The organism is Pelagimonas phthalicica (assembly GCF_004364805.1).
Taxonomy (GTDB): domain Bacteria; phylum Pseudomonadota; class Alphaproteobacteria; order Rhodobacterales; family Rhodobacteraceae; genus Pelagimonas; species Pelagimonas phthalicica.
In genome coordinates this window covers 1,662,111-1,688,216 of record NZ_SOAP01000001.1, presented here as the reverse complement: position 1 = coordinate 1,688,216, position 26,106 = coordinate 1,662,111, and the positions used below count along the sequence as shown (strand labels likewise).

The following is a 26,106-nucleotide window of genomic DNA, read 5'->3' as shown; positions in this document are numbered from 1 at the left end:
GTGCGGTCGCCCTGAAAACAGGTGCCGGGGCGCTGATTTTTGAGTTAGGACATTCCATGCTGGCTTCTCTTTTTCGCCATTCGATCCTTGGCCGTACAGTGCGGATACCGTCATGAAAATCCGCCTGTTCTATCCCGCCTTTGACCCGCTCTATGCCGCCAGCAATGATATCGACCCCAAGTTTCGCATCCAGGGTATGGATTTGACCCTCGACACCGCCATTCTGAGCGGTTTGGTGGCTGAAAACGTTGCCCTGACAGATTTCGACCCGGAAACCGGAGCCTTGGTCGCTGGCCCAGTGATCAAACCACCCGCGCGTGGCAATGTTCGCCACAAACTGGCCGTGCCGCGCAGTGATCTGATCACCGCGCCCAAAACCGTCACCGCCATTCAGATCCTGTGCTTTGGCACCGTCATGCGCACAATCTCTCTGCTGGAAAGCAGCCGTGTATTGGGGCGCAAGATCGTCTGGGGGTTTCCCGGCAAACAGTTGTTTGTGGTGCCGCGCGCCGGGTATCAGGCCAATGCCTTTTACCACCGCGCCAGCCATTCGGTGCAATTTCTGCTGGTCCCGGATGAAGGCCCGCCAAGCGGTGGCCAGAACGGCGAACAGCTGGGCAAGTTTACCGCCCTTTCGCCCGATATTGTCGCCCATGAAACCGCCCATGCGGTGATCGACGGTATCGCGCCGTTTCTTTACGAGGCCGCCACGCCTCAAAGCCTGGCCCTGCACGAGGCCGTGGCCGACCTGACCGCCTTGTTCGTCTCTTTGCGCACCCAGAACTTTGTCACCCATATCCTCGATAAAAATAACGGCGCGCTGGACGAGGACGCCATTGGCCAGATCGCAGAAGAGATCGGCAGCCTGTCGCATCCCAAATCAAGCAGCGGCACAAGCAAACCGCACGGGCTGCGCAATCTCTCCAACAGTTTCGCCTTGCCCGATCCCGAAACCGAGGCTGTTCCCGAAGGTATGCTGCCGATGTTCAGCCAGGAACCGCATGACCTGTCCGAAGTGCTGAGCGGGGCGATGTTCCGCTTTTTGGTGCAAACCTTTGAGGCCGAGCAGAAACGTCAGACGGATCGCGGCGTCGCGGCCTATTCCAGCTCGGGCTATTCACTGTTCCGCGCCGTTGAAATGACCACGGCGATTGTCTATCGCGCGCTCGATTATCTGCCCCCGGGTGAGATTTCATTCGCGGATTTTGCCCGCGCGATGTTGGCGGCGGACAAGGCGTTTTTCCCCGATAGCCCGGCGGCGGCCTCTGTGCGTGATCGGTTGGTTTGCGAGTTAAAACGCCGCAATATCAAGACCGGCCGCCAGCCCAAATTTCAGCCTGACCTTAGCGGTGAAGATCTATCGCTTTTTGCCGGGGAAGAGAATGATTGGCGGGTCTATGATTTTGTGAACCGCTATAAGGGGCTGTTCCGCATTCCCGACAACACCCCGTTCCGCGTCCATCCGCCCATGGTGGCCGGACGCAGTGTGGCCGTGGATGCCAGCACTGATGAGATCGAACAAAGCCAAAGCAAAACCGCACGGCACCAACGTCTGGAAGAGGGCGACCAAGAGGCGGATGAACTGCCGCAAAGCCAGATTATGCGCGAACTCATCCTCAAGGTCAGCTGGACCAAAACCGAGACGATCAAAGTCTATGGCCGCGAGCGCCGCTATCGGTTCATGTTTGGCACCACGGTCAGCTTTGATTTGGACAAAAAACTTGTGATCCTGCAGCTCACCACCAATTCCGATGGCCGCCCCGAGACCGAAGACACGGCCTCGCAATCGGGGCAGCGGCAGGCGCGGGCCATGTTGATCAACGGTTGGATTGATCAGGACCGGCTGGTTGATGGCACCGGCGATAACAGCGTCTCGCCGACCATGCAGTTTCGCGATGGCGCTTACGAGCTGCAGAACATGGCGCAGCGTTTGCATGTCGCTGACGGGTTGGATGTGGAATTTCCCGACTGGGCCAAGCCGGAGGAAGAGGCATGAGAGATCTGGAAATCCACGCCTATAACGTTGGGTTTGGTGACGCGATCCTGATCCGCATCCCGGTCGAGGGTGGCGGCGAAAACGACTATCGCAAGGTTCTGATTGATTGCGGCAACTCCCTGACCAAAGAGGGAGGCAATGACGACAACCTCTTGCTGGCGATGGAGGCCATTTACGCGCTGACCGACGGGGTGCTGGACCTTTATATCATGACCCATGAGCACATGGATCATGTCCAGGGTCTGCAATTGCTCAAGAAACGCAGCAACAAGGCGTTCAGCGCCAACCGCGTCTGGATGACCGGCTCGTCCCAGCCCGGTTACTATGACACCCATGAAAACGCCCGAAAACGGTTTGATCTGGCCAAGGATTTTCTAAACATCGCGGGGGATCTTTATAAGGGGGGGCTGGCCCTGCGCCTGCCCGAGCTGGAAACCATCCTCGCAGTGAATAACCCCCGCAAGACTGCCGATTGCGTCCATCTGATCCGCGAAGAGCTGACCCATGCGGACAAGGTCAGCTATCTCAATGTCGATATGGACCAGAACGATGTAGATGCCATCACCCCCTTTGACGAGGCGTGGTTTTCCATTCTCGCCCCCGAGGAAGACACCAGCGCCTATTACGGGCGTATGCAGCATCTCAGTTTCGCGGGGCCGGCGGCAGCTGCGGCAGTAACCGAAACGGTTCACCAACCCCCACCCGGCGTCTCCCTGTCAGAGTTCAACCAATTGGTTGCGGCCCGTGATCGGGGGCTGGCCGCCAATGCACTGATGATCGACAAAGCCGCCAATAACTCCTCGATCGTCTTTGTGCTGCACTGGCAGGGGCGCAAGCTCATGTTTTCTGCCGATGCCGAGGAAAAATCCTGGCATTTCATGCGCAATCGCGACCTGCTTGAACCGGTGGATTTCCTCAAGATCAGCCATCACGGCAGCCATAACGGCACACCGGACCACCTGTTCGACACGGTTCTGGCAGGGCGCGACGGGGCGCGGCCCATTGCCTTGGTCTCAACCTTTCCGGGGCAATATAACGGTGTTCCGCTGGATGACCTTCTGGACAAGATCGCAACCGTGGCCGATCTCAGGGACACCCGCGATGTGCATGTGGGCGAGGCCGTGGTGGTAACTTTCCCACCTTGGCGCTAGCTACATGGAGTTGAAAAGTCTCCTCATAGAGTTAATGCCCCTGGATCGCCTGCGATCCGGTTCGCGCCCGACCCCGCCCCCCAGGGCGGGCGCGAATTCGTTTCAACGTGTCAACCAGATGCACTGTCATCTATAGCCACCACCGAGTTGCCAAGTTTAGACACGCCCACCCTCGGTGCCGGGCGCGAACCTGTGTGGTTGCTCATTGTCTATGTTGCGGATTTCAGTTCCAGGTGACTATTCTCGGTTGACGAAACCCGGCCATCATCCGTTTCACGCATGTCACAATGCATGTTAGTGATCCATTTTGGCAAGTAACCCAGCGAACAAGTCATTTTTATTGCCAAAATCCACAGGTTAAGTTGTCACCAACAGTTGTTTCATCTCTCAACCCGAGAGCATGATTGCAAAACCACAAATACCGGGTGATCAAAGCACCCAATCACGGGAGCGCGCGCATGTCTGAGAAATTTGAACAAGGCATGCAGACGCGCCGTCGGGTTCTTGGCTCCAAACATGTGGACGAGGCCGAGGCCGTCAAAACTGAATTCGACACTCCGTTCCAAACTTTGATCACCGAAGCAGCCTGGGGCACAGTTTGGTCCAGCGACGGCATCAGTGATCGTGACCGTTCCATGCTGACATTGGCGCTTTTGGCGGCGCTGGGCAATTTTGAAGAAATCCCCATGCATATTCGGGCCACCGCCCGCACAGGTGCGACCAAGCAGGATGTGCTGGAGGTGTTCCAGCACGTGGCGATTTATGCAGGCGTTCCACGCGCCAACCATGCCTTGAAGCTTGCCAAGCAGACCTATGCCGAAATGGAACAGAATTGAGACGCGCGCGCACCAGCAATTCAGAGGAGACCCGCCATGACTGATCAGGGCGAATTTTTTCAGCGAGACCGGGAGTGGCACCCGCCCGCCTTTACCCCGGACTACAAGACGTCGGTGGCCCGTTCGCCGCGAAACGCGCTTATCTCTCTTGAGAACACGCAATCCGAAATCACCGGTCCGACCTTTGGCCATAATGCCTTTGGCACGCATGACAATGATCTGCTGCTGAACTACGCCCAGGCAGGCGAAAGCCCGATTGGCGAGCGTATCATTCTGCACGGTCGGGTTCTGGACGAAAACTGTCGCCCGGTGCCGAACACGCTGGTTGAAATCTGGCAGGCCAATGCGGGCGGGCGCTATCGTCACAAGAAAGACACCTATCTTGCGCCAATTGATCCGAATTTCGGCGGCTGCGGGCGTACTCTGACCGATGAAAATGGCTATTATTTTTTCCGTACGGTGAAACCGGGGGCCTATCCTTGGCGTAACCTGGTGAACAACTGGCGCCCGGCGCATATTCACGTTTCGGTCTTTGGCACCGCTTTTGCGCAACGTCTGATCACGCAGTGCTATTTCGAAGGCGACCCGCTGGTCGACAAATGCCCGATTGTGAAAACCATTCCTTCGCAAGAGGGGCGTGACAGTCTGGGGGCGGCGCTTGATATGAACGCTTCGGTGCCGTTGGACAGCCTGGCCTACAAGTTCGACATTGTGCTGCGCGGACGTCGCTCCACCTTGTTTGAAAACCGCATGGAGGGGAATTGAGCATGGTACAGAAACTCGACTATCTCCGGGAAACCCCCTCGCAGACCGCTGGCCCCTATGTGCATATCGGTCTCGCGCCCGGCGCGGCTGGCTTTGACATTTATGACCAGGAAATGGGCTGGGATATTGCCGGCCCCAATGCCAAAGGCGAACGTATTCGCGTCGAAGGTTTGGTCATTGATGGCACCGGCTCTCCGGTCAAGGATGTCATGCTCGAGGCATGGCAGGCCGATAGCCAGGGCCGCTATGTTGACCCGAAAAACCCGGATGCGACCGAAGAGGGGTTCTGCGGCTGGGGCCGTGTGATCACCAATTTCGAAACCGGCGAATGGGGGTTTGACACTGTGAAACCCGGCTCAGTTCCCGGTCGCAATGGCAGCACGCAGGCCCCGCATATCAACCTGTGGGTTGTGGCGCGCGGCATCAATATTGGCCTGAACACGCGGCTCTATTTCGATGACGAAACAGCGGCGAATGCCGATGACCCGGTGCTCAACGTTGTCGAATGGGAAAACCGCCGCGCGACGTTGCTGGCCAAACGCACCGAGCGTGACGGCAAAATCGTCTATCGCTTTGACATCAATCTGCAAGGCGAAAACGAAACCGTCTTTTTTGACATCTGATCAAAATGAATGCCCCTATATGGGGCATTCTTTGCCTCTGGAAACTGCCCCATGACCACCCCCTGCATCATCTGTTGCGCCATCACCGGTTCCTTGCCTCGCAAGGAAGACAATCCAGCTGTTCCGATCACCATCGAAGAACAGATCGAATCCACGCATGAGGCGTTTGAGGCCGGGGCGAGCATGGTGCATGCGCATGTGCGCAACGATGATCAAACACCCAGCTCGGACCCGGAGAAATTCGCCCGCCTCAAAGAAGGCGTCGAAAAACACTGCCCTGGCATGATCATCCAACTGTCCACCGGCGGACGCTCGGGTGCTGGAACGGCGCGGGGCGGCATGTTGCCGCTTGCGCCTGACATGGCTTCGCTCTCGGTCGGGTCCAACAACTTTCCCACACGGGTTTACGAGAATCCGCCGGATCTGGTCGATTGGCTGGCCTCTGAAATGCGCACGCATCACGTCACCCCCGAGGTCGAGGCCTTTGACCTGTCGCATATTCTGAACGCTATTCGTATGCACGAGGCCGGGATTTTGCCCGGTAAGCTTTATGTGCAGTTTGTGATGGGGGTCAAAAACGCCATGCCTGCGGACAAGGCCGTGTTCGATTTCTATGTCCAAACCATGAAGGACCGCGCGCCCGATGCGCAATGGTGTGCCGCCGGGATTGGTCCTAACCAGTTGGTGCTGAACGAATGGTCCATCGCCGCCGGGGGGCACACGCGCACCGGGCTCGAGGATAATATCCGCCTCGATCGCAATTCGCTGGCTCCGACAAACGCGGCCCTTGTGACCCGCGCCGCCGCGCTGTGCGAGAAATACGAGCGCCCCGTCGCAACCTGGCAGCAGGCCCGCGACATTCTGGGTGTGCCATTGCGTGGGGCCGCGTAACTTACGCAGCCCCAAGAGCGTCGTGATCGCAAGTAGTATTCGATTGCCAACAATCAAACGGATGGTCTCATCCCGGCTGACACATGGCTTGAAGCAATGTCCCGTGATCACCCTTGCGTCGAGCAAAGTGCGCCTAAACCGCTGATTGGTTGGTTGATCGTCCTTCTCGTCAATGGAGGCCTCAAAAGCTGTGGCTGGACGTTCAAGCTGCACTTCACCCGATCAAGCGTGTGACGTTGGAGCCTAATCCAAAGGGTTTTTGCGCAAATTACCTTAAATTTCAGGCGATTTTGGCGATCCCGGCAGGATTCGAACCTGCAACCTGCCCCTTAGGAGGGGGCTGCTCTATCCAGTTGAGCCACGGGACCGCGCTTGATCTGATTACCGCGACTGTCGCCCCTTGTCATCCCGCCTCCGCGTCATATTCGCCATCTTGTGTCTGGCAAGTCGTTTGCGGTAACGTTTTTAAAACAACGAGGATTTGCACCTGTGACAAACGACCCCTCCCGCCCGCTGACTCTGCGTGATGTATCCGAAGCGTCGGGGGTGTCAGAAATGACGGTCAGCCGGGTTTTGCGCAACCGGGGCGATGTTAGCCAGGCGACGCGGGAAAAGGTTCTCGAGGCGGCCAAAGCCCTGGGCTATGTCCCGAACAAGATTGCCGGTGCGCTGGCCAGCCAGCGGGTCAATCTGGTCGCTGTGATCATCCCCTCTTTGCGCAACATGGTCTTCCCTGAGGTGATGTCGGGCATTTCCAAAGTGCTGGAAGAGACCGAGCTGCAGCCGGTGGTCGGGGTGACCGACTATATGCCCGAAAAGGAAGAGCGGGTTCTCTATGAAATGCTCTCCTGGCGCCCATCTGGGGTGATCATCGCCGGGTTGGAGCATACGGATGCCTCGCGCGCGATGCTCAAGGCCAGTGGCATTCCGGTAGTTGAGGTCATGGATACGGATGGCAAGCCGATTGACAGCGCTGTTGGTATTTCCCATCGCCGGGCGGGTCGCGAAATGGCCAAGGCGATTTTGAAACAGGGCTACCAGCGTATCGGTTTCATGGGCACGAAAATGCCGCTGGATCACCGCGCCCGCAAACGCTTCGAAGGTTTTACCGAGGCGCTGGCCAAAGAGGGGGTCGAGGTGGTCGATCAGGAATTCTATTCCGGCGGTTCGGCTCTGGCCAAGGGGCGCGAGATGACCGAGGCGATGCTGTCTCGCGATCCAGAGCTTGATTTCCTATATTATTCCAACGATATGATTGCCGCCGGTGGGATGCTGCACCTGCTGGACAAAGGCATTGATATCCCTGGCGAAATTGGGCTGGCCGGGTTTAATGGCGTCGAATTGCTGCAGGGGCTGCCGCGCCAATTGGCGACAATGGATGCCTGTCGCACCGAAATCGGCACGCGGGCGGCGCAGATCATCGCGGCGCGCGTTGAAAACCCGGATATCGAGTTGGACAAGATTGTTGAACTCACCCCGACCATTGCCTTTGGCGATACGCTGAAACGCCGGTGACTCTTCGGTGATCACGCTTTCCAACCCGGATGCGCGCAGGCTGTTCCTTCACAAGCATGCCTTGGCCGAAGCGCCGCAGGGCCCGGGTAAGGGTGATGACCTGCTGGATCTGATCACCCGGCTTGGCTTTGTTCAGGTGGATAGTGTGCGCACGGTTGAACGGGCGCATCACATGATCCTGTTCTCGCGCCGACCGGCCTATCGTCCGGGCCATCTGGATCGGTTGCTAGAACAAGATCGGACGCTGTTTGAGCATTGGACCCATGACGCCTCGATCATCCCGACCGCGTTTTTTCCGCATTGGCAGCTGCGCTTTCGCCGCAACGAAGAACATTTGCGCAAACGCTGGCGGGTTTGGCGGCGGGACGGGTTCGAAGACAAGCTGCAAGATGTGCTGGATCACATCACGGACCATGGTGCCTGCGGGTCGATGGATGTGGGCGATGGAGAAAAGCGTGGGTCTGGCGGCTGGTGGGATTGGCACCCGTCCAAGACTGCTTTGGAGTTCCTGTGGCAGACGGGGCAAATCGCGGTCAGCCGGCGCGCACAGTTCCGCAAGATCTTTGATCTGAGTGCGCAGGTCATTCCCCAAGATGCTTTGGCGCAAATGCCAACAGAGGGTGACAGTGTCGACTGGCTGTGCGATGCCGCCCTGGATCGTTTGGGTTTTGCCACCAGTGGCGAAATCGCGGCCTTTTGGGCGACGGTGTCTGCCGCCGAGGCACGCGCCTGGTGTCAGCGCCAATGCGAGGCCGGGGCGATTACTCCGGTCGAAATCACCATGGCGGATGGTTCGCGGCGCAGCTCCTTTGCCCGGCCTGATATCTTGGATCAACTGGCCGAGGCCCCAAAGCCGCCCGGCCGCTTGCGTATTCTCAGCCCGTTTGATCCAGCGTTGCGTGATCGCAAACGCACCGAGCGTCTGTTTGGCTTTCACTATCGGATCGAAATCTTTACCCCAGCGGCCAAGCGGCAATATGGCTATTACGTTTTCCCGATGCTCGAAGGGGATCGTCTGGTCGGGCGCATAGATGTGTCCGCCGACAAGTCCCGTGATGCTCTAAAGGTCACCGGCGTCTGGCCTGAGCGGGGCATCAAATGGGGGGCAGGGCGTCAGACCCGGCTAGAGGCAGAATTGACACGATTGGCGCGGTTTTCGGGCCGGTCGGATGTGATTTTTGAAACGGATTGGTTGCGCGCGCCGATTTAGGGTCCTGACCCCAGAGCCCTCTATTCTTTGATCGCAGACTGTCCGGGCCCCAATTTTGAGCGGATATTTGTAAAATCTAAGCCAAGATTTATTTCTTTAGAAACAAATCTTTACTTATCTGGCGCTTAACTGCGTCAGATTTTTTGACTCTGCCCCAGGTTTGCGTTCTATAATGGTCGCGTGAGTGTGACCGCAACCTTAGCAACAGATTCAGCTTTGGTACGGCTTTTGATGCTGAGTAACGAGGCATTTTAAGTAATCGGGGCAACCAGAAATGGTTGTCCCTTTTTCGTTTTGGCAGGAACTGCAGCGTTTTTGCCCGACCGCGCGAACTCAACAGACTGACCCTAAAGCGCAAATTTTGGGCATTTAAGCCATGCAAAGTACGAAGGCCGGGTATTCCCAAAGGGGCCTAGCGCTGCGCTGCGGCGCAGCATAACTTGAAGTCAAGGTTATACGCTAACACAATAGGAGGCCTTATCATGGCTCATGTCACCGCCCACGCCCCTTCCGTCAGCTCGCCCTTTGCCAATTTCTTTAAGGGTCTGTTTGACGCTTTGACACGCATCGCCGAATCCAACGCGCGTGTAAAACAAGTCGAATTCCTGCAAAAACTCAGCGACGAAGAGCTGGCGAAACGTGGTTTGAAACGCGACGATATCGTTCAATATGTCTTTCGTGACATCGTGCATCTGTGATCCAATCACATTCTGATGCCAAAGAGCGCGCCCTTTGCGGCGCGTTTTTTTGTTGGCATGGCCGCCACGTAAACGAAAAAGGCCGCCTAAAAGGCGGCCTTTCTGAATTCTAATGCGGAACTGATTAGTTCTGAGCGTAGTATTCGATAACCAGGTTCGGTTCCATAACAACCGGATAAGGCACATCGGCCAGACCAGGCGCGCGAACAAAGGTCGCGGTCATTTTGGAGTGATCGGCTTCGATGTAGTCAGGAACGTCACGCTCTGGCAGCTGAACAGCTTCGAGCAGCGCAGTCATCTGCTTGGACTTCTCGCGCACTTCGATCACGTCACCTTCTTTAACACGGTAAGAAGGGATGTTGACGCGCTTGCCGTTCACCAGGACGTGGCCGTGGTTTACGAACTGACGTGCTGCGAAAACGGTTGGAACGAACTTGGCGCGGTAAACAACTGCGTCCAGGCGGCGCTCCAGCAGACCGATCAGGTTTTCACCGGTGTCGCCTTTGACACGCTCAGCTTCACCATAGATGCGGCGGAATTGCTTTTCGGTCAGGTCGCCGTAGTAGCCTTTCAGCTTCTGCTTGGCGCGCAGCTGCAGACCGAAGTCAGACAGTTTACCCTTGCGGCGCTGGCCGTGCTGGCCGGGGCCGTATTCGCGGCGGTTTACTGGCGACTTAGGACGGCCCCAGATGTTTTCGCCCATGCGGCGGTCGATTTTGTACTTGGCAGACGTGCGTTTTGTCACGGCTGATCTCCTTCGTTCAGGTTTCGAAGGGCGTTGTCCTCTTTCCGGATGTGGCCGGAATGACAGGAATCCCCTTGCGGGGGCCACCAACACCAATGAAGGCGCGCTTATACGCCAGATCGGGGCAGAGTCAACAGGCCTTGGCTGTTCCGTAAAATTCGTACCAAACGCGAACTTTAAGCTCGGCTTAATGGCTTGGCGCCAAAACTGTGACCACTTCGACACGGAGGCGATCTTGGCTCGCGACCACCTGAATATTCCCGGCGGGGCACGTAACGCCCTGGAACATGCGTTGAATGCCCGCGATGCAGGCATAATGGACATGGTCAAACGCGCCATTCAGCACCGACAGGTGATGTTGGCGTTTCAGCCGGTCGTGCAGGCCCAGGCCATGGATCGTGTCGCGTTTCACGAGGGGTTGATTCGCGTGCTGGACGATACCGGACGGGTCATTCCGGCGGGCGAATTCATTACAACTGTCGAGGAAACGGAATATGGGCGCCTGCTGGATTGCATCGCGCTGGAAAAGGGATTGCATGAGCTGAGCCGAGTTCCAACCCTGCGCCTGTCCATTAATATGTCGGCACGCTCCATCGGGTATAAAAAATGGATGCGCACCCTGACCAGGGGGCTTTCCCAGGATCCAACTGTCGCCGAACGCCTGATTCTCGAAATCACCGAACATTCCGCGATGCTGGTGCCTGAACTTGTCGTGAATTTTATGAATGAGCTGCGGAGCAAAGGGATTGCCTTTGCCATTGACGACTTTGGCGCGGGCTATACTGCGCTGCGGCATTTTAAAGAGTTTGATTTCGACATTCTGAAAATTGACGGGGAGTTCGCCAAAGGCATTGCACGGGATCCGGATAATCAGGTTCTCGTCGGGGCCATGGTCTCAATTGCTGAGCAATTTGATATGTTTACGGTGGCTGAATTCGTCGAAAGCAAAGAAGATGCCGATTGCCTGGTCACCCTCGGGGTGAACTGTCTGCAAGGCTATTACTTTGCCGCACCAACCGTCAGTCCGCCTTGGCGCGACGATGAAAACAAACGTTTCGCCTGACGTAGCGGAACGGCTGAGACACCCTGTCTCTTTCGCTGCAGCGCAGCTTCCTTTAATGGTCACTCGCAGTGGGCGAGCTTTGCACGCTTTTGCACAACGCAGAATCGCGCTATGCCCGTTACATGGACTTGGCCGGAGGAATTCATATGACCAATGTCGTTATCGCATCAGCAGCTCGCACCGCAGTGGGCAGCTTTAGCGGTTCTTTTGCAAACACCCCTGCACATGATCTGGGCGCTGCCGTTCTTGAGGCTCTGGTAGAGCGCGCCGGTATCGAAAAGGGCGAGGTTTCTGAGACCATTCTTGGTCAGGTTCTGACCGCTGCGCAGGGCCAAAACCCGGCGCGTCAGGCGCATATCAATGCGGGCCTTCCCAAGGAAAGCGCCGCTTGGGGCATCAACCAGGTTTGTGGTTCGGGTCTGCGTGCCGTTGCTTTGGGCGCACAGCACATCATGCTGGGTGATGCGTCTATCGTGGCTGCGGGTGGTCAGGAAAACATGTCGCTGTCGACCCATGCTGCCCATCTGCGCGCTGGCACCAAAATGGGCGATGTCAAATACATCGACACCATGATTCGCGACGGTCTGTGGGATGCCTTTAACGGTTACCACATGGGCCAGACCGCCGAGAACGTTGCCGAGCAATGGCAGATCTCGCGCGAAATGCAGGACGAATTCGCCGTCGCGTCGCAAAACAAAGCGGAAGCTGCTCAAAAAGCAGGTAAATTTGACGACGAGGTGATCCCGTTCACCGTCAAGACCCGCAAGGGCGACATCATCGTCGACAAAGACGAATACATCCGTCACGGCGCAACCATCGAGGCCATGCAGAAACTGCGCCCTGCCTTTGCCAAAGATGGCTCTGTGACTGCGGCGAACGCCTCGGGCATCAATGACGGTGCCGCTGGTGCCCTGCTGATGAGCGCGGATGAAGCCGAGAAGCGCGGGATCGAGCCTCTGGCCCGTATCGCCTCTTATGCCACTGCCGGTCTGGACCCATCTGTGATGGGCGTCGGCCCGATCTATGCCTCGCGCAAGGCGCTGGACAAGGCAGGCTGGTCGGTTGACGATCTGGATCTGGTCGAAGCCAACGAAGCCTTTGCTGCGCAGGCTTGCGCGGTGAACAAAGACATGGGTTGGGACCCGGCCATCGTGAACGTGAACGGCGGCGCAATCGCCATCGGTCACCCCATCGGTGCTTCGGGCTGCCGTGTTCTGAACACGCTGCTCTTCGAAATGAAGCGCCGTGATGCCAAAAAAGGCCTCGCCACCCTCTGCATCGGTGGCGGCATGGGCGTCGCTCTTTGTGTGGAGCGCCCATAAGCGCGGCCCAAACCGAACAAGAGAGGCGCTTTTGAGCGCCTCTTTTTTTGAAAAAATGCCGCAGTGCGGAATTTTTGACGCAATAATGTTGCGCTCAGCAGGGAAACTCGATAACAACCTTACTTAAAGGGTAGCCTAATTTTGGAGAAGACAATGGCAAGAGTTGCACTCGTCACCGGCGGTAGCCGTGGTATTGGTGAAGCGATTTCAAAGAAGCTTTTGGCGGATGGTTTCACCGTCGCTGCCACCTATGCCGGCAATGACGAAAAGGCCGCTGCCTTTACCGAGGCCACCGGCATCAAAACCTACAAATGGAACGTTGCGGATTACGACGCCTCCAAAGCGGGCATCGAACAGGTCGAGGCAGATCTGGGCCCGATCGACGTTGTGGTCGCCAATGCGGGCATCACCCGTGACGCGCCTTTCCACAAGATGACTCCCGAGCAGTGGAAAGACGTCATCGACACCAACCTGACCGGCGTTTTCAACACCGTCCACCCGGTTTGGCCTGGCATGCGCGAGCGCAAGTTTGGCCGTGTCATCGTCATCAGCTCGATCAATGGTCAAAAAGGTCAGTTCGCCCAGGTGAACTATGCCGCGACCAAAGCCGGTGACCTCGGCATCGTGAAATCCCTGGCGCAAGAAGGCGCGCGTGCGGGCATCACCGCCAACGCCATCTGCCCGGGCTATATCGCCACTGAAATGGTGATGGCTGTGCCTGAGAAAGTGCGCGAATCCATCATCGGCCAGATCCCTGCAGGCCGTCTGGGTGAGCCAGAAGAAATCGCGCGCTGCGTGTCCTTCCTGGCCTCCGACGATGCGGGCTTTATCAACGGCTCGACCATCTCTGCGAACGGCGCTCAGTTCTTCGTCTAAGCGTTGTGTGCGGCGCTGGCCGCGCTCACAAAACAAAACGCCCCCGGAGCCATACGGTTCGGGGGCGTTTCTTTTCGGTCCTAAAGCTTAGGCGTGACCGACGGGCATGGCCTGCGGTTTGGGCGCAAAGCTGGGCTTGGGCAGGATCGAAAACAGGCTGCGCCAGATCCCGACAAAGGCCGCGCTGCGTTCTGCATGGGCGACCTTGATGGCGCGTTCCATTTCGGATGTATGGGCAATCTCAATCATCTCGGTCTCCTGTTTGGGGTTAGTATCTCTTGACTGCTTCATACCTAACCGTCACGTTGCCAACTGACAAACGAGACTATTTCGCCATTCAGTTAAGAAAAACTAATCTATGTCAGATCGCCTTCCGCCGCTGAAAGCCCTGCGCGCCTTTGAGGCAGCAGCCCGTCATATGTCATTTGCAAAGGCCGCGGATGAGCTGCATGTCACCCCGGCGGCCCTGTCCTTTCAGATCAAAAACCTTGAGGATCATCTGGGAGAGCCGCTGTTTCACCGGCTGAACCGGGCAGTAGACCTGACCGAGGCCGGGCGCGCCCTGGCCCCCGGAACCAGCGAAGGGTTTTCCCGGTTAGAGGCCGCCTGGCGGGCCACCAGACGCTTGCAGGACAATTCGGTTTTGTCCGTCACCGCTGGCCCAGCCTTTACCGCCAAGATCCTCGCGCCGCGTCTTTATGATTTCGCCCGCGCTCATCCCGAGATCGAGCTGCGCTTTGCCGCCAGTCTGCGGACGATGGATTTTGACCGAGACGAAATAGATGTCGCGGTGCGCTATGGCGATGGGGCGGATAAGGGGCTTTATAGCCGAACCTTGCTGAATGACGCGGTGATGCCGATGATGCGCCCAGATTTGGCGGAGCAATACCCCACCCCGGAAAGCCTGGTCTCGGCCCCCTTGATCCATGGTGACCCGCTACCGATCATGAACCAGCGCGCCCATTGGGAACATTGGTTCGACGCCAATGGCATTGACCACAAACCCCATATCAGCGCGGTTTTCTCGCAGCCGGATCACGCATTGGATGCGACCTTGGCGGGAGATGGCGTTGTGCTTGGGCGCTCGGCCGTTGCTCTGCGCTATCTCGCCAGCGGCCAGCTGGTCGCGCCGTTCGATATTGCGCTCAGCGTGCCAACCCGGTTTCGGTTTCTTTGTGTTGCCGGGAATGAAAAAAGGCCGCAGATTGCGGCCTTTGAGAAATGGCTTTTTTCTGATGTCGGTACGCTGCCGAGCCCCGATTTGGGAAAGAAACTGGTTCAGGTTTGAACTGCTTGCTCTGGTGGTCGTCCGACGATGTAATGCCTACTATGCGTGCGCGGTGGAGAGCCTTTCAATTTCTTCCTTGATCCGCAGCTTTTGCCGTTTCATGTCCACGATATGCAGGTCATCCACGCCGGGCGCACGTTGTGCTTGCTCAACGGCGTCAGAGAGCGACTGATGCTTTTTCTTCAGTTCCTGCAGGTGCGAACTTAAGCTCATAGTTTTCTCCTTTTGGATGGGTAACACCTGCAGTGCAGCACAATCACAAGCCGTTGTCACGCTGCAGGTGCACGGTTATGCAACGAATTTGTGACAAGTGGCGGGGTTTTGCCTTGATCCAGGGCATTTTGCGAAAATTTTAACTGTTGGCGCCTCAAATCACGCGACGCAACCTATGGTAATTTCAAACTTCAGCAATATTCGTCAAAGCGAATCACCTTAAGATGAAAATGGCAGCTCTGCGCCTTGGCTCAATACCGCGTCAAAGCGGGGGGAATAGGCGTTTCCGGGCTCGGTATGTACCGGGCCCTCGTGAATAATCTGCGGTGCGTGAAACTGGAACGGCGCGCGGCCGTCTTTGCGTCCGCGCAGCAAGATCAAGCGCGGCGGCCGGTTTTTGCGCGGCAAAAGCGGTAACAATTCCAAAGCGCCCAAATGCTGTTGCATGGCACTCAGCAATTCGGGCAGACGTTCGGCCCGTTGGATGAAGGTTGCATAGCCGCGCGGCCTTAGGCGTTTTGTCGCGGTCTCGACCCAGGTCGCCAAAGCGGTCTCTCCGGCCAGGGCTATTTCGCGCCCGCCATCATCGGCCTTGATGCGTTTGTCAGATTCGAAATAGGGTGGGTTGGCGATCACGTGATGAAAGCTGAGCGCCTTCATCTCGGCTGGTGGAGTTGACAGATCCCCTTGCCAGATCGTGCCCGTTAACCCGTTTTCTGACAGGTTTTGCCGACCGAGTTCGGCATAGGCGGGCTGCAACTCCAGCCCGTATAAATCCAGCCCCGGCAGACGTTTGCCCAAGCAACACAGGGCAGGGGCCGCGCCGCAACCCAGCTCCAGAACCGATTGGCCCGGCTTGGCTTGCACCGTAGCCGCCAGAAAAACGGGGTCAACACCTGCACGATACCCGTCGCGGGGTTGGCGCAACATGACCTTGCCGCCCAGAAAGGCGTCGCATGTCAAATCCTCTGTTAAAAAGGGATCAATCCTCAAATCGCACCCCATTTTCGTGCAAAACACGGCGGGCCTGATCGAGCTCATCGCGGCGCACCATGAGCCGGCGCGGCAGTATGCCTATGCTGCCTTCGAGGACGCTCATATTTACGTCCAATTCAAAGCTGTCTATACCCATCTCGTCCAGAAGGGTTTTCGCCAGCGGGATCAGTGTTATGTCGGTGGTTCGTAGAAGCTCTTCCATGGAAGAGAGATAAGGACAAGGCGCGACAAATGTCGACCCTTGCACGGGAGTGTGATGAGCGTGGAGCAAACACCATTAAAGCCGCATGAACGTCTGGCAACGCTGCTGGACGGTGACATGAGCGCTGTGAATGCGCTGATCCGGACCCGTATGGCGTCGGAACATGCGCCGCGTATCCCCGAGGTGACGGCGCATCTGGTTGAGGCAGGCGGCAAACGCCTACGCCCGTTGCTGACCCTGGCGGCGGCGCGGATGTGTGGCTATGACGGGCCGTATCACGTGCACCTGGCCGCCACGGTTGAATTCATTCACACCGCGACCCTGCTGCATGATGATGTGGTGGATGAAAGCGAAAAGCGCCGGGGCCGCCCCACCGCGAACCTGCTTTGGGACAATAAATCAAGCGTTCTGGTAGGGGACTACCTCTTTGCCCGTTCGTTCCAGTTGATGACCGAAACCGGCAATATCGACGTGCTGCGCATTCTGTCCAATGCCGCCGCCACCATTGCCGAAGGTGAAGTGTTGCAGCTGACCGCCGCGCAGGATCTGCGCACGACCGAGGCGACCTATTTGCAGGTGGTGCGCGGCAAGACCGCGGCACTTTTCTCGGCCGCGACCGAGGTGGGCGGAGTGATTGCCGGACGTCCCGAAAATGAAGTGAAGGCGCTATACGACTATGGTGATGCGCTGGGAATTGCGTTCCAGATTGTCGATGACCTGCTGGATTACTGGGGATCGGACGCGACCGGTAAGAATGTTGGTGATGATTTCCGCGAGCGCAAACTGACCCTGCCTCTGATCAAAGCCGTGGCCAAGGGCGACGATGAAGAGCGCGCCTTCTGGAAGCGGGTTATCGAAAAAGGTGATCAGCGTGACGGTGATCTGGAACACGCCATTGCCTTGCTCAACAAGCACGATGCGCTGGAAGACACCCGACAAGAAGCCCTGGCCTGGGCCGAGCGCGCCAAGACAGCGATGCTGGTCTTGCCACAATCCGAGCTGCGAGATTTGTTGATCGAGCTGAATGACTTTGTGGTGTCGCGGGTTAGTTAAAGCGTTTCGATTTTAACCCGAAACATCAAGCCTCATTTAACGCGTTGAAATCTTTGATTTCAGGCAGCGTTAAGTGTGTCTGGTTTGATCGACAACGTTTATCAACCGTGATGGCATTGCGCCTGCGGCGGGCGGGTGGAGGGGGCTAGCCCCCTCTGGAGCCTGAAGGCGCCATTCACCCCCAGGATATTTTGGGCCCAAAGAAAGCCAGGTGTTTCGATTTGAAACTTAGGTCAGGGTTGTGGGTTCGACCCACCATTCTGGGTTGCGCTGTTTGAGGGTTTGAGCGGCCGCGTCTCTTTGGGTGCGAGTCTCGAAGAGGGCAAAGCAGGTTGCGCCAGAGCCGGACATGCGCGCGATCTGGGGATTCAGGGATGCCAGTGTGGCCAAAACCTCGGCGATGATGGGCTGGGCTGCAACTGCAGGGGCTTGTAGGTCGTTGCGCTGATCTGCGAGCCAGTGCCAGAGCGCATGGTTTTGGTCTGGGGCGGGCATTGGGGTCATCGCGGGGTTATTCTTGGTGGTCAGTCCTTTGAAGACCTGCGGTGTCGGCACGTCTACGCGCGGGTTGACCAGAACGGCGTCTAGCGGGCGTATGTCCGTTTCGGAGAGTGTTTCACCGATCCCCGACATGAGTGTGGCGCGGCCGCGCTGGCAAACCGGAACATCCGCGCCCAGCGACAGAGCGCTGGCCGAACAAGGCCACTCAAAAAGCTGTTCCATGGCGTTCAGCACCGCGGCCGCATCAGAGGAACCTCCGCCAATCCCGGCAGCATGTGGCAGGTTCTTGGTCAGGTGAATCGACACCGTTTCGCCAAAAAGCTCCGCCGCGCGCCAGCACAGGTTGCGCTGGTCGGTGGGCACCCCTTGGGCAAAGGGGCCATCCACGGTGATCTGCATCTCGTCAGATTTGGAAACACGCAGCTGATCGCCAATATCAGCGAACACCACCAGCGACTCCAGCAGGTGGTAGCCATCTGGTCGTTGTCCGGTCACATGTAGCGTCAGATTGATCTTGGCGGGTGCAAAGACCTCAATCGCCATTGGCCACCTTGAGCGGTTCTGCGCCCTCTTCCGACAGGACCTGATCCAGCCCGACCTCAAGCTTGCGGCGGATGCGGTCGACATCGGTTTCTTCTGCCGCGCCTTCCCAATCGGCAAAGCTGAGCGCGCGTTTCCACATGAATTCCGCCTCGCGGGTGCGCCCGACGGCCCAGTAAACATCGCCCAAATGGTCATTCACGATCGGGTCGATCGGCATCAGCTCGGCGGCGCGTTCCATATGCGGCACCGCTTCCTCGTAGCGGCCAAGGCGGTAGAGAACCCAGCCCAGCGAGTCGACGATATAGCCAGCATTGGGTTGCTTGGCGACAGCGCGCTCGATCATGTCGAGCGCCTCGTCAAGCTTCAATTGCTTTTCAACCAACGAATAGCCGAGATAGTTCAACACCTGCGGCTGATCCGGGTTCAGCTCAAGCGCCTTGCGGAAATCGGCTTCGGCGGCCTCCCAATCGCCTTGGCGTTCATTGGCAATGCCACGGGTGTAAAAGAGGAACCACTGGCGATCTGTGACCTCTTCGTAAAGGCCAAGCGCCTTGGAATAGGCGGCGGTGGCCTCGGAATATTGCTCTTCGGCGCGCAGCATGTCGCCCAGGGTGGAATGCACCACTGGCAATTCCCCATGGCTTTGCGCCAGGGCTTTGAGAACCTCAATCGCCTCATCATTCTTGTCCTGCGCACGCAAGGCCGCGGCGCGCCCCAATTCGGCGGCGTGGTGAGACACATCATCAGCGGGAACGCGGCCATAGGTGGTGACGGCCAGCTCATAGCGCTGCATCGCATCCAGCACCTCACCGGTGAGCAGGATTGCATCCACGTGGTCGGGGCGCAGATATTCGGCCAGCTGGGTGTAGATCAGCGTCAACTCGTCATTGTTTTCATTCGCCAGGGCTCCGCCAAGCGTAAAGAAAACCTCGGAAATACCGTCGCGGGGGGAGCGCACATGGGTGAATGTCAGCTTTTCGCCGACCTCAAGCGCGGTGCGCATAGCGTCCAACTCTGGGTCCAGATCGCGCCCAAAAGAGCGTGACAGCAGGTCCAGCGCATCCTGGTTGCGGTCCAACTGGCTCAGCATTTCGCAATGCGCCATGACACCGCGACGGGTCATGGCTAGCGCAACACCTTCGTCCGAGGACAAAAGCAATTCGGCATTTTCAAAATCACCGACCGAGGCAAGGGCCAATGCCTTGTGGTAGATCGCGAAACTGCCCAGGCCCTGAACCTTTTTGACATCGTCAAAGCCAACCAAAGCCTCGCTCATGTCGCCTTGACCCAGCTTTGACCATGCCAGCACTAGCCCATCGGCCAGGGGGCCAAGCCCGCGTTTTTCGTTGATCGCCTGAATCACGGCGGCATAGTTTTCGTCTTTGGCGTCACGCGCGACGATGGCCATATGGGCGATTTGGCTGGTCAGTCCAAGCTCTGCCATGTGCCGGGCCAGGCCTGCAGCGACCTCCACTTCGCCAAGGGCGAGGTTGGACAAAACGCCACGTTCCAGCAGCTCAGGGCGGTCCGGGTCGAATTTGAGAGCACGGTCGTAATAATGTGCCGCGGCTTTGAAATCTCCGAGAAAGCTGGCTTGCCGGGCGGCGAGGTAATCGCCTGAAATGCCATTGGCCACGGCACCGTGAGGCAAGGAGATCCCCGCCGTGATCAATGCCGCCCGAATTGTGTTTGCCCAGAATGCCACTATGCGCCTCTCTTTCGTAAGACCGGTCAAGCAGAGCCTATGCCCAGATGTGATGCTACGCAATCAGGCAGGTATGACAAGGGCGTCATTCCTGACCTAAGAGGCCTACAATTCATGAAAATCCCGCAGCTGCCGCATGATGGAAAGCTGGAAATCCGTCAATTTGCGCCGAAAACTTATCGCCCCTTCGGTCATGCTGACGCGCACCACACGCCCGGTCACGATGTCGTTGAGGATTTTGAATTTGACGATTTGACCAGGTCGTGCTTTGACCCGGCCCTCAAAATGTAGGCCGGACAGGCTGACATTTGTGACCCGCGCAAGAAAACGAGCCTCGCGTGTGCGAAGCTCGAACGCCCAAGAGCTGGGCCAACGTGTGTCGCGTGCCTTCATCCGGTGCCTGTTCGCTTCCCTTTGGGGAAGGGTGGCAAAAAAGGATGAAGGCAAGCTTAAGTTTTACATATTGGGGTAGTTTGGCCCGTCGCCGCCCTGCGGAACCGTCCAGGTGATATTCTGGCTTGGATCCTTGATATCGCAGGTCTTGCAATGCACGCAGTTCTGGAAGTTGATCACGAATTTCGGCTCTTTGCCCTCTTCGCTCACAACTTCGTACACACCAGCCGGGCAATAACGCTGGGCGGGTTCGTCAAACTGGCGCAGGTTGACCGAGATCGGGATATTCTCGTCGCTCAGTTTCAGATGCGCGGGCTGGCTTTCTTCGTGGTTGGTAAACGAGAAGGACACGTTGGTCAGGCGATCAAAGCTGAGCTTGCCATCCGGTTTCGGATAATCAATCGGCTTATGCGCGGCTGCGGAGCCGGTGCTTTGTGCGTCGTTCTTGCCGTGGCTCATGGTGCCAAACAGCGAAAAGCCCAGCGTGTTGGTCCACATGTCCAAACCGCCCATCGCCAGCGAGGCGGTCAGGCCCCATTTGGACCACATCGGTTTGACGTTGCGCACCTTCTTTAGGTCCTGACCAATGGCGCCGGTACGCACTTCGGTCTCGTAATCGGACAGCTCATCACCCTGACGCTCGGCCTTGATCGCCTCAAAGGCGGCTTCGGCGGCGGCTTTGCCCGACAGCATGGCGTTATGGTTGCCCTTGATGCGCGGCACGTTGACCATGCCAACGGAACAGCCCAGCAGCGCCACACCCGGAGCCACCATTTTGCACATGGACTGATAGCCGCCCTCGGAAATGGCGCGCGCACCGTAAGCCACGCGTTTGCCGCCCTCGAGCAGCTTGGCCACCATCGGATGATGCTTAAAGCGCTGGAACTCCATGTAGGGGTACAGGTGCGGGTTCTGATAGTTCAGGTGAACCACAAAGCCGACATAGACCTGATTGTTCTCAATGTGGTAGATGAAAGACCCGCCACCAGCATTGCTGTTCAAAGGCCAGCCCATCGTATGGGTTACAGTGCCTTCTTTGTGCTTGGCGGGATCGATTTCCCAGATCTCTTTCATGCCAATGCCGAATTTCTGCGGCTCTTTGCCAGCCTGCAGGTCGTATTTGGCGATCACTTCTTTCGAAAGCGAACCGCGCACACCTTCGGCGAGGAAGACATATTTGCCCAGCAGTTCCATGCCAGGCTCGTAACCCGGACCTTGGCTGCCATCGGCCTCTTTGCCGAATTCCCCAGCGACAACGCCGCGCACTTCACCGTTTTCGCCATAGATCACTTCGGAACAGGCCATACCGGGGAAGATTTCCACACCCAGCGCTTCGGCTTGTTCCGCCATCCAGCGGCAGACATTGGCCATCGACACGATATAATTGCCGTGATTGTTCATCAGCGGCGGCATGGGGAAGTTCGGAATGCGAACCTGACCGGCCTCACCCATCATGTAAAAGTTGTCTTCTTTTACCGGGGTGTTCAGCGGCGCGCCTTTTTCTTTCCAATCCGGGATCAGCGCATCAAGGCCACAGGGGTCAAGCACGGCACCGGACAGGATATGCGCGCCAACTTCTGACCCTTTTTCCAGCAGGACAACCTCCAGGTTTTCATCCAGCTGTTTCAGGCGAATGGCAGCAGACAGACCCGCAGGTCCGCCCCCTACGATCACCACATCATATTCCATCGACTCGCGCTGTACGTCGCTCATGCCGGTGTCCTCCCGGGTATTGGCTCTCATTTGTCAGAGGCATGCCTAGCGCGGCGGCGCAGCATTGGTCAATCGGAACACGGCGTCCGTTTTCATGATTGCGACAGAAAGTTAGCCAAATAAGCGCATTTTGTGAAATTTCGTTGCCCGGTGTTTCAGTCTGCGAAACGGATGGCGAATCAAATTCACGCCGGTAGGTGTAGAGGGATTCGCGCGCCGCAGCATTGAAACGGCGCGCGTTTTGCCTGGGTTTAGGGCCTTAATAGACGCTGACAACCTGCGCTGACCCGCGATCCGCCGGAACCTTGATCAGGCGATAGGCGTTTGTCGCAAAGTACAGGGTGCCATCCTTACCCTCGGTGATCGCTGTCACCCATTCCGCCGGACCACCCTGCAGGCGCTGAACGCTCAGCAACCCTTCGGCAGCGCCACCGCCCACGGGCACAAAGCGCAAATCAGTACCGCGGGTCAGGATGTAGGTCGTGCCCGCCTTGTCCAACATGGCGGAGTTGAAGTGATCCTTGCCCAGATCAATCAATTCGGCAGACCCGTCCGAGCCAACAATGGCACTGTCGAGATTGCTGCGCAGGATCAGCAATTTGCCATCGACCATGTTCACATCATGGGGAAAGGACACGCGATAATGGCTTTCGGCCTGGGTGAACTCGCCCAAATCAAAATCGACCGCGATAACTTGCGAGACATAGCCATCGGTGCGCTGCTTGAAATCCGCCTTTTGCAGCTTGGTCATATCCGCCGGCTCGTCCTTTTTGACCTCAGCATCGCTTTTCGACGATTGGGTCAGGATCAGAGCCGAGCGCCCATCCGGGCCAAGCGCAAACATGTCGGTCTTCATCTTGCCCAGGGCAATGCGGGCGGTCTGACTGCCGCTATCTGCAGCCATCAAGCGGATGGAATCATCTTTCCAATGCTCATCCAGAATGGCCAAAGTGCCCTGTTCCGGGGCGTAAACCACCTCATCCGCATCCTCGGTGCGCCAGGCTTCGGACATATCGGCGGTGTTATAGGCGATCAGACGTTTGTCATTGTCGCGCAGATAGACCATCGATCCATCATCGCTATGGATGATCTGACGCACCATTTGCGGCACATAGCGGCGGTCGGTGACTTCCATCGTTTCGGTAGACACGGAATAAACCACGCGATTGGTGCCGCTCATCAAAACGGTTTTGCCATCCGGGGACACGCTGAGGCCTTCGATGCTTTGCGCCTGAGCACCGGCTGCAAATAGCAAAAGCCCCGCAAGGGCAGGTTTCAAATAGGTCATGGCAATTCTCACATCTGGATAATATTGCCCGCCAGCGTAGATTCTGGCGGGCACAAGTCAAATGTCAGTATTGACAGGCGACGCGTTAACTCACTGAACGCACTGCCCATTTTTGTAATTGCCCACTTCGCGGATCACGGCGCTGTCGGGCACTTCCTTGCGATACCCGCTAAGTTCCGATTGCAGCACCCGTACGAGCAGATCCTTGAGCTTGGACACCTGATAGCAAGCGATGTTGGGTTCCGCGTGGCTGTTGCCCACACCTGAATCATCAGTCAGGAACATATAGCGGCCATTGGACAGGACCGAGGCCTGACGCATCAGATATTCCGATTCCGGCCCAACGCCACTGGCCCCCAGGCCAAAGATCTGCACCCCTTGCCCGGCGGCAATCTGGGCCGCGCGGATATAGGCGAGTGAATCGCGTTTATGCGGCGGGGCATCGGCGATGTGAAAGATGATCCGCTCCCCCTTGCCACGCCGCCAGTCAAGGTTGACCGCCGCCTGCATCGCGCGATCGGCTGCTTCGGGATAGTCGCCGCCACCATCCGCATCCAGCTTGCGCAGCCAGCTTTGCATCAGGCTCTTCTGACCAGTAAAGCCGAAATTCTGCACCTCATAGGCATCACCTTCGTCGCGATAGGCCACCAGACCATAGCGGATGTCGACCCCCGGCGCGGCCCGGCGGGCCTGGCGCACGATCCCGGAAAACTCCTTGGTGAGCCAGTCCAGCTCATCGCCCATGCTGCCGGTCGTATCAAATACAAAGACCAGGTCGAGAAAGCGCGGCTCCCACCCCTTGGTCGCGGGCACGGTTACCTCGTTCCAACCACCGGCATCGATGGTCTGGCGCAAGATCTCTTCACCCTCTTCAAAGGCGCGCAGTTCGACCTTGTTCTGGCGCCCCGCGCCCAGAGAGGCCGGGAAAACCGTGACTCGCCCATCAACGCCGGAATACCCCGTGTGGAACGGATCAGCGGCACCGGGTTTGCGCAGGTTATAGGACACACCCGGCGCAGGTTTGCCCGCCGCATCCAGCATTTGTACCTGAATCGGGGTCAGCAGGTTGGCGCGCGGCAGATCCAGCTCTTTTGCGGTCCGGTTCTGATAGCGTTTGAACGCGGCTAGATTCAGCGTGTCGTCAATATCCCCGGCGGTCACAACCCCACGGCGCGCCGATTTTACCCGCCCGGCCACCGGAGGCTCAAAGGCGATCATCGGCGAGACAGCCGGTTCAGCCATGTCCACCGCCGGTTCGACCATGACGTCTCGTTCGCTTGTATCGCCGGGCGTGAAATCTGGCAGCAGCTCAGGATCAGCGCAGCCCGCAAGCAAGGCGCAGCTCATGACCCAAGCGATAAACCGCCCGTGTGTTCCCCTGTTCAACGTGCCTTCCAAATCCACACCTCCAAAATGTGCTAATTGCACATTAGGCAAAAATCTTGCGCTTGGCAATGCAAATGTGCAATCTGCACATTATGCCAGCCATGTTCGACTCAATCCTCGCCGCTTTGGCACGCCTTATGGTAGCACGCGCCGTACCCTTTTCCGAGCTGTCAGAAAGACTAAAAGGGCATTATCTGCAGGCCGCGCAAGAGGCCGCGCGCCAGCAAGCCGGGGGAAAAATTACCGATAGTCGTCTTTCTGTGCTGACCGGATTGCAGCGGCGCGACATCGCCCGCCTGCGCGCGTTCCAGCGTAAAGAGCCGCGCCCAAATCCGCTAAGTCGGCTGGTATCCCTCTGGCAGTCTCATCCAGATTATAGCGAAAACGGGTTACCGAGGGCTTTACCACGAAACGGCCCCGCGCCCTCTTTTGAAACACTGGCGCGCGAAATTCGTCAGGACATTCATCCGCGCACCATGCTGGACAGCTTGCAGGCCGCCGGAACGGTTGAGGTGGGCGACACCATCACTTTGGTCGAAACCGCCTACATCCCTCAAAGCGGCAGTGACGAACAACTGGCTTATCTGTCGGAAAACACCGGTGATCATCTCATGGCAGCCGTGGAAAACATCCACTCAGACGCGCCGCCGCATTTCGAAAGGGCGGTGCATTATACCGGCCTGACACCGGAACAGATCGCAGAGCTTGACGCCCAGTTTCGCAAAGGTCAAATGGATCTGCTCAACGGTTTGAACACCCGCGCAAGTGCGATGAAAACCACAGGCTCAAGCTCAGGCACCGGGCCAGGCCGTTTCCGTTTTCGGGCAGGGGCATATTTCTATTCCAAGGATGAGGGCGACACATGAGCAAACCACTTCTGCTGATCCTGATTGCCCTCAGCGTGACCGCCTGCACCGAGCCTGAATTCTCCGCCCCCAGCCCGGAGACCGAAGCGGTGATCGAACCCGCAGCCTTGAAAACCAGCGATCCCTGCGACCAGGATGGCGACGGATTTGGCGGAACGGGCTGCCCCGAATTATAATCTAACGCTGCTTTCCGCCGCCTTTTGCTGGACATTGCCATTGCCCTGTTGCAATGCAGCCCTGCATACGCACATTGTGAGCTGATACGGGA

Annotated in this window: 27 protein-coding genes and 1 tRNA gene; 16 read left to right on the top strand and 12 right to left on the bottom strand. The window is 57.6% G+C overall.

Features of this window, described 5'->3' with window-relative positions; genetic code table 11:
- The first annotated feature begins 112 nt into the window (after positions 1 to 112).
- From CLV87_RS08235 to CLV87_RS08210, 6 genes are all read left to right on the top strand, one after another.
- Positions 113 to 1,996 carry a gluzincin family metallopeptidase gene (locus CLV87_RS08235; RefSeq protein ID WP_099242065.1) on the top strand — a complete coding sequence of 628 codons (1,884 nt, stop codon included), beginning with the start codon at positions 113 to 115 and terminating at the stop codon, positions 1,994 to 1,996.
- Positions 1,993 to 3,147, top strand: a complete 1,155-nt coding sequence (locus CLV87_RS08230) for a ComEC/Rec2 family competence protein (RefSeq protein ID WP_099242067.1) — start codon at positions 1,993 to 1,995, stop codon at positions 3,145 to 3,147. Before CLV87_RS08235 ends, CLV87_RS08230 begins: the two co-directional genes overlap by 4 nt.
- A gap of 458 nt (positions 3,148 to 3,605) precedes the next feature.
- Positions 3,606 to 3,983 (top strand): 4-carboxymuconolactone decarboxylase, encoded by a 378-nt coding sequence (gene pcaC, locus CLV87_RS08225; RefSeq protein WP_099244582.1) that lies wholly within the window; start codon positions 3,606 to 3,608, stop codon positions 3,981 to 3,983.
- A 36-nt stretch (positions 3,984 to 4,019) separates the two neighbouring features.
- Complete coding sequence (gene pcaH / locus CLV87_RS08220) at positions 4,020 to 4,748, top strand: protocatechuate 3,4-dioxygenase subunit beta (RefSeq protein WP_099242069.1); 729 nt, start codon at positions 4,020 to 4,022, stop codon at positions 4,746 to 4,748.
- Between the two features lie 2 nt (positions 4,749 to 4,750).
- Positions 4,751 to 5,371, top strand: a complete 621-nt coding sequence (gene pcaG, locus CLV87_RS08215) for a protocatechuate 3,4-dioxygenase subunit alpha (protein ID WP_099242071.1) — start codon at positions 4,751 to 4,753, stop codon at positions 5,369 to 5,371.
- 51 nt (positions 5,372 to 5,422) lie between these two features.
- Complete coding sequence (locus CLV87_RS08210) at positions 5,423 to 6,262, top strand: BKACE family enzyme (RefSeq protein WP_099242073.1); 840 nt, start codon at positions 5,423 to 5,425, stop codon at positions 6,260 to 6,262.
- A gap of 291 nt (positions 6,263 to 6,553) precedes the next feature.
- Here CLV87_RS08210 and CLV87_RS08205 read toward each other — a convergent pair.
- Positions 6,554 to 6,630, bottom strand: a tRNA-Arg gene (locus CLV87_RS08205).
- 121 nt (positions 6,631 to 6,751) lie between these two features.
- On the opposite strand from CLV87_RS08205, the gene CLV87_RS08200 reads away from it, so the two are divergent.
- From CLV87_RS08200 to CLV87_RS08190, 3 genes are all read left to right on the top strand, one after another.
- The gene (locus CLV87_RS08200; protein WP_099242075.1) at positions 6,752 to 7,777 is read left to right on the top strand and encodes a LacI family DNA-binding transcriptional regulator; all 1,026 of its coding nucleotides are present in this window, start codon (positions 6,752 to 6,754) and stop codon (positions 7,775 to 7,777) included.
- Positions 7,778 to 7,787: 10 nt separating this feature from the next.
- Positions 7,788 to 8,987 (top strand): winged helix-turn-helix domain-containing protein, encoded by a 1,200-nt coding sequence (locus CLV87_RS08195; RefSeq protein WP_099244584.1) that lies wholly within the window; start codon positions 7,788 to 7,790, stop codon positions 8,985 to 8,987.
- A 482-nt stretch (positions 8,988 to 9,469) separates the two neighbouring features.
- On the top strand, positions 9,470 to 9,685 hold the full coding sequence (locus CLV87_RS08190; protein WP_099242077.1) for a DUF1127 domain-containing protein: 216 nt from the start codon (positions 9,470 to 9,472) through the stop codon (positions 9,683 to 9,685).
- 124 nt (positions 9,686 to 9,809) lie between these two features.
- On the opposite strand, the gene rpsD is transcribed toward CLV87_RS08190, so the two are convergent.
- Positions 9,810 to 10,430 carry a 30S ribosomal protein S4 gene (gene rpsD, locus CLV87_RS08185; RefSeq protein ID WP_099242079.1) on the bottom strand — a complete coding sequence of 207 codons (621 nt, stop codon included), beginning with the start codon at positions 10,428 to 10,430 and terminating at the stop codon, positions 9,810 to 9,812.
- A 316-nt stretch (positions 10,431 to 10,746) separates the two neighbouring features.
- Here rpsD and CLV87_RS08180 point away from each other — a divergent pair, with 316 nt between their 5' ends.
- The 3 genes from CLV87_RS08180 to phbB all read left to right on the top strand — a co-directional run bounded on the left by CLV87_RS08180 (position 10,747) and on the right by phbB (position 13,691).
- The gene (locus CLV87_RS08180) at positions 10,747 to 11,493 is read left to right on the top strand and encodes an EAL domain-containing protein (RefSeq protein WP_235871895.1); all 747 of its coding nucleotides are present in this window, start codon (positions 10,747 to 10,749) and stop codon (positions 11,491 to 11,493) included.
- A gap of 146 nt (positions 11,494 to 11,639) precedes the next feature.
- Positions 11,640 to 12,815 (top strand): acetyl-CoA C-acetyltransferase, encoded by a 1,176-nt coding sequence (locus CLV87_RS08175; protein WP_099244586.1) that lies wholly within the window; start codon positions 11,640 to 11,642, stop codon positions 12,813 to 12,815.
- 153 nt (positions 12,816 to 12,968) lie between these two features.
- Positions 12,969 to 13,691 carry an acetoacetyl-CoA reductase gene (phbB, locus tag CLV87_RS08170; RefSeq protein WP_099242083.1) on the top strand — a complete coding sequence of 241 codons (723 nt, stop codon included), beginning with the start codon at positions 12,969 to 12,971 and terminating at the stop codon, positions 13,689 to 13,691.
- Positions 13,692 to 13,778: 87 nt separating this feature from the next.
- Here the strand turns inward: phbB and CLV87_RS23840 are convergent, their stop codons facing one another.
- Positions 13,779 to 13,940 (bottom strand): hypothetical protein, encoded by a 162-nt coding sequence (locus CLV87_RS23840; RefSeq protein ID WP_166652697.1) that lies wholly within the window; start codon positions 13,938 to 13,940, stop codon positions 13,779 to 13,781.
- A 109-nt stretch (positions 13,941 to 14,049) separates the two neighbouring features.
- Between CLV87_RS23840 and gcvA the strand changes: the two genes are divergently transcribed.
- Positions 14,050 to 14,979, top strand: a complete 930-nt coding sequence (gene gcvA / locus CLV87_RS08165; RefSeq protein ID WP_099242086.1) for a transcriptional regulator GcvA — start codon at positions 14,050 to 14,052, stop codon at positions 14,977 to 14,979.
- A gap of 39 nt (positions 14,980 to 15,018) precedes the next feature.
- On the opposite strand, the gene CLV87_RS08160 is transcribed toward gcvA, so the two are convergent.
- The 3 genes from CLV87_RS08160 to CLV87_RS08150 form a co-directional block, all read right to left on the bottom strand.
- Positions 15,019 to 15,192, bottom strand: coding sequence for a YdcH family protein (locus tag CLV87_RS08160; protein ID WP_099244588.1), 174 nt, complete (start codon positions 15,190 to 15,192; stop codon positions 15,019 to 15,021).
- A gap of 219 nt (positions 15,193 to 15,411) precedes the next feature.
- Positions 15,412 to 16,122 carry a tRNA1(Val) (adenine(37)-N6)-methyltransferase gene (locus CLV87_RS08155; RefSeq protein ID WP_235871873.1) on the bottom strand — a complete coding sequence of 237 codons (711 nt, stop codon included), beginning with the start codon at positions 16,120 to 16,122 and terminating at the stop codon, positions 15,412 to 15,414.
- A gap of 52 nt (positions 16,123 to 16,174) precedes the next feature.
- Positions 16,175 to 16,390 (bottom strand): putative signal transducing protein, encoded by a 216-nt coding sequence (locus CLV87_RS08150; RefSeq protein ID WP_099242090.1) that lies wholly within the window; start codon positions 16,388 to 16,390, stop codon positions 16,175 to 16,177.
- A 54-nt stretch (positions 16,391 to 16,444) separates the two neighbouring features.
- Between CLV87_RS08150 and CLV87_RS08145 the strand changes: the two genes are divergently transcribed.
- Positions 16,445 to 17,443 carry a polyprenyl synthetase family protein gene (locus CLV87_RS08145; protein ID WP_099242092.1) on the top strand — a complete coding sequence of 333 codons (999 nt, stop codon included), beginning with the start codon at positions 16,445 to 16,447 and terminating at the stop codon, positions 17,441 to 17,443.
- A gap of 228 nt (positions 17,444 to 17,671) precedes the next feature.
- Here the strand turns inward: CLV87_RS08145 and CLV87_RS08140 are convergent, their stop codons facing one another.
- The 6 genes from CLV87_RS08140 to CLV87_RS08115 all read right to left on the bottom strand — a co-directional run bounded on the left by CLV87_RS08140 (position 17,672) and on the right by CLV87_RS08115 (position 24,972).
- A complete protein-coding gene (locus CLV87_RS08140) occupies positions 17,672 to 18,487 on the bottom strand; it encodes a 4-(cytidine 5'-diphospho)-2-C-methyl-D-erythritol kinase (RefSeq protein WP_099242094.1) in 816 nt (271 codons plus the stop codon).
- Positions 18,477 to 20,192, bottom strand: a complete 1,716-nt coding sequence (locus tag CLV87_RS08135) for a tetratricopeptide repeat protein (protein ID WP_235871872.1) — start codon at positions 20,190 to 20,192, stop codon at positions 18,477 to 18,479. The genes CLV87_RS08140 and CLV87_RS08135 overlap by 11 nt, the downstream gene beginning before the upstream one ends.
- 105 nt (positions 20,193 to 20,297) lie before the next feature.
- Positions 20,298 to 20,585, bottom strand: a complete 288-nt coding sequence (locus tag CLV87_RS08130) for a PilZ domain-containing protein (protein WP_099242096.1) — start codon at positions 20,583 to 20,585, stop codon at positions 20,298 to 20,300.
- A gap of 63 nt (positions 20,586 to 20,648) precedes the next feature.
- On the bottom strand, positions 20,649 to 22,298 hold the full coding sequence (locus CLV87_RS08125) for an electron transfer flavoprotein-ubiquinone oxidoreductase (RefSeq protein WP_099242098.1): 1,650 nt from the start codon (positions 22,296 to 22,298) through the stop codon (positions 20,649 to 20,651).
- Positions 22,299 to 22,557: 259 nt separating this feature from the next.
- Complete coding sequence (locus CLV87_RS08120; RefSeq protein ID WP_099242100.1) at positions 22,558 to 23,586, bottom strand: hypothetical protein; 1,029 nt, start codon at positions 23,584 to 23,586, stop codon at positions 22,558 to 22,560.
- Positions 23,587 to 23,676: 90 nt separating this feature from the next.
- Complete coding sequence (locus CLV87_RS08115; RefSeq protein WP_133840723.1) at positions 23,677 to 24,972, bottom strand: vWA domain-containing protein; 1,296 nt, start codon at positions 24,970 to 24,972, stop codon at positions 23,677 to 23,679.
- A gap of 101 nt (positions 24,973 to 25,073) precedes the next feature.
- On the opposite strand from CLV87_RS08115, the gene CLV87_RS08110 reads away from it, so the two are divergent.
- Positions 25,074 to 25,838 carry a DUF6502 family protein gene (locus CLV87_RS08110; RefSeq protein ID WP_133840722.1) on the top strand — a complete coding sequence of 255 codons (765 nt, stop codon included), beginning with the start codon at positions 25,074 to 25,076 and terminating at the stop codon, positions 25,836 to 25,838.
- Complete coding sequence (locus CLV87_RS08105) at positions 25,835 to 26,014, top strand: hypothetical protein (RefSeq protein WP_099242106.1); 180 nt, start codon at positions 25,835 to 25,837, stop codon at positions 26,012 to 26,014. The genes CLV87_RS08110 and CLV87_RS08105 overlap by 4 nt, the downstream gene beginning before the upstream one ends.
- The last annotated feature ends 92 nt before the right edge of the window (positions 26,015 to 26,106 follow it).

Bases quoted from the DNA above. Each gene is read 5' to 3' on its own strand.
- CLV87_RS08235 (WP_099242065.1), top strand. From the start codon at position 113: ATGAAAATCCGCCTGTTCTATCCCGCCTTTGACCCGCTCTATGCCGCC.
- CLV87_RS08230 (WP_099242067.1), top strand. From the start codon at position 1,993: ATGAGAGATCTGGAAATCCACGCCTATAACGTTGGGTTTGGTGACGCG.
- pcaC (WP_099244582.1), top strand. From the start codon at position 3,606: ATGTCTGAGAAATTTGAACAAGGCATGCAGACGCGCCGTCGGGTTCTT.
- pcaH (WP_099242069.1), top strand. From the start codon at position 4,020: ATGACTGATCAGGGCGAATTTTTTCAGCGAGACCGGGAGTGGCACCCG.
- pcaG (WP_099242071.1), top strand. From the start codon at position 4,751: ATGGTACAGAAACTCGACTATCTCCGGGAAACCCCCTCGCAGACCGCT.
- CLV87_RS08210 (WP_099242073.1), top strand. From the start codon at position 5,423: ATGACCACCCCCTGCATCATCTGTTGCGCCATCACCGGTTCCTTGCCT.
- CLV87_RS08190 (WP_099242077.1), top strand. From the start codon at position 9,470: ATGGCTCATGTCACCGCCCACGCCCCTTCCGTCAGCTCGCCCTTTGCC.
- CLV87_RS08180 (WP_235871895.1), top strand. From the start codon at position 10,747: ATGGACATGGTCAAACGCGCCATTCAGCACCGACAGGTGATGTTGGCG.
- CLV87_RS08175 (WP_099244586.1), top strand. From the start codon at position 11,640: ATGACCAATGTCGTTATCGCATCAGCAGCTCGCACCGCAGTGGGCAGC.
- phbB (WP_099242083.1), top strand. From the start codon at position 12,969: ATGGCAAGAGTTGCACTCGTCACCGGCGGTAGCCGTGGTATTGGTGAA.
- CLV87_RS23840 (WP_166652697.1), bottom strand. From the start codon at position 13,940: ATGATTGAGATTGCCCATACATCCGAAATGGAACGCGCCATCAAGGTC.
- gcvA (WP_099242086.1), top strand. From the start codon at position 14,050: ATGTCAGATCGCCTTCCGCCGCTGAAAGCCCTGCGCGCCTTTGAGGCA.
- CLV87_RS08160 (WP_099244588.1), bottom strand. From the start codon at position 15,192: ATGAGCTTAAGTTCGCACCTGCAGGAACTGAAGAAAAAGCATCAGTCG.
- CLV87_RS08155 (WP_235871873.1), bottom strand. From the start codon at position 16,122: ATGTTGCGCCAACCCCGCGACGGGTATCGTGCAGGTGTTGACCCCGTT.
- CLV87_RS08150 (WP_099242090.1), bottom strand. From the start codon at position 16,390: ATGGAAGAGCTTCTACGAACCACCGACATAACACTGATCCCGCTGGCG.
- CLV87_RS08145 (WP_099242092.1), top strand. From the start codon at position 16,445: ATGAGCGTGGAGCAAACACCATTAAAGCCGCATGAACGTCTGGCAACG.
- CLV87_RS08140 (WP_099242094.1), bottom strand. From the start codon at position 18,487: ATGGCGATTGAGGTCTTTGCACCCGCCAAGATCAATCTGACGCTACAT.
- CLV87_RS08130 (WP_099242096.1), bottom strand. From the start codon at position 20,585: ATGAAGGCACGCGACACACGTTGGCCCAGCTCTTGGGCGTTCGAGCTT.
- CLV87_RS08125 (WP_099242098.1), bottom strand. From the start codon at position 22,298: ATGAGCGACGTACAGCGCGAGTCGATGGAATATGATGTGGTGATCGTA.
- CLV87_RS08120 (WP_099242100.1), bottom strand. From the start codon at position 23,586: ATGACCTATTTGAAACCTGCCCTTGCGGGGCTTTTGCTATTTGCAGCC.
- CLV87_RS08110 (WP_133840722.1), top strand. From the start codon at position 25,074: ATGTTCGACTCAATCCTCGCCGCTTTGGCACGCCTTATGGTAGCACGC.
- CLV87_RS08105 (WP_099242106.1), top strand. From the start codon at position 25,835: ATGAGCAAACCACTTCTGCTGATCCTGATTGCCCTCAGCGTGACCGCC.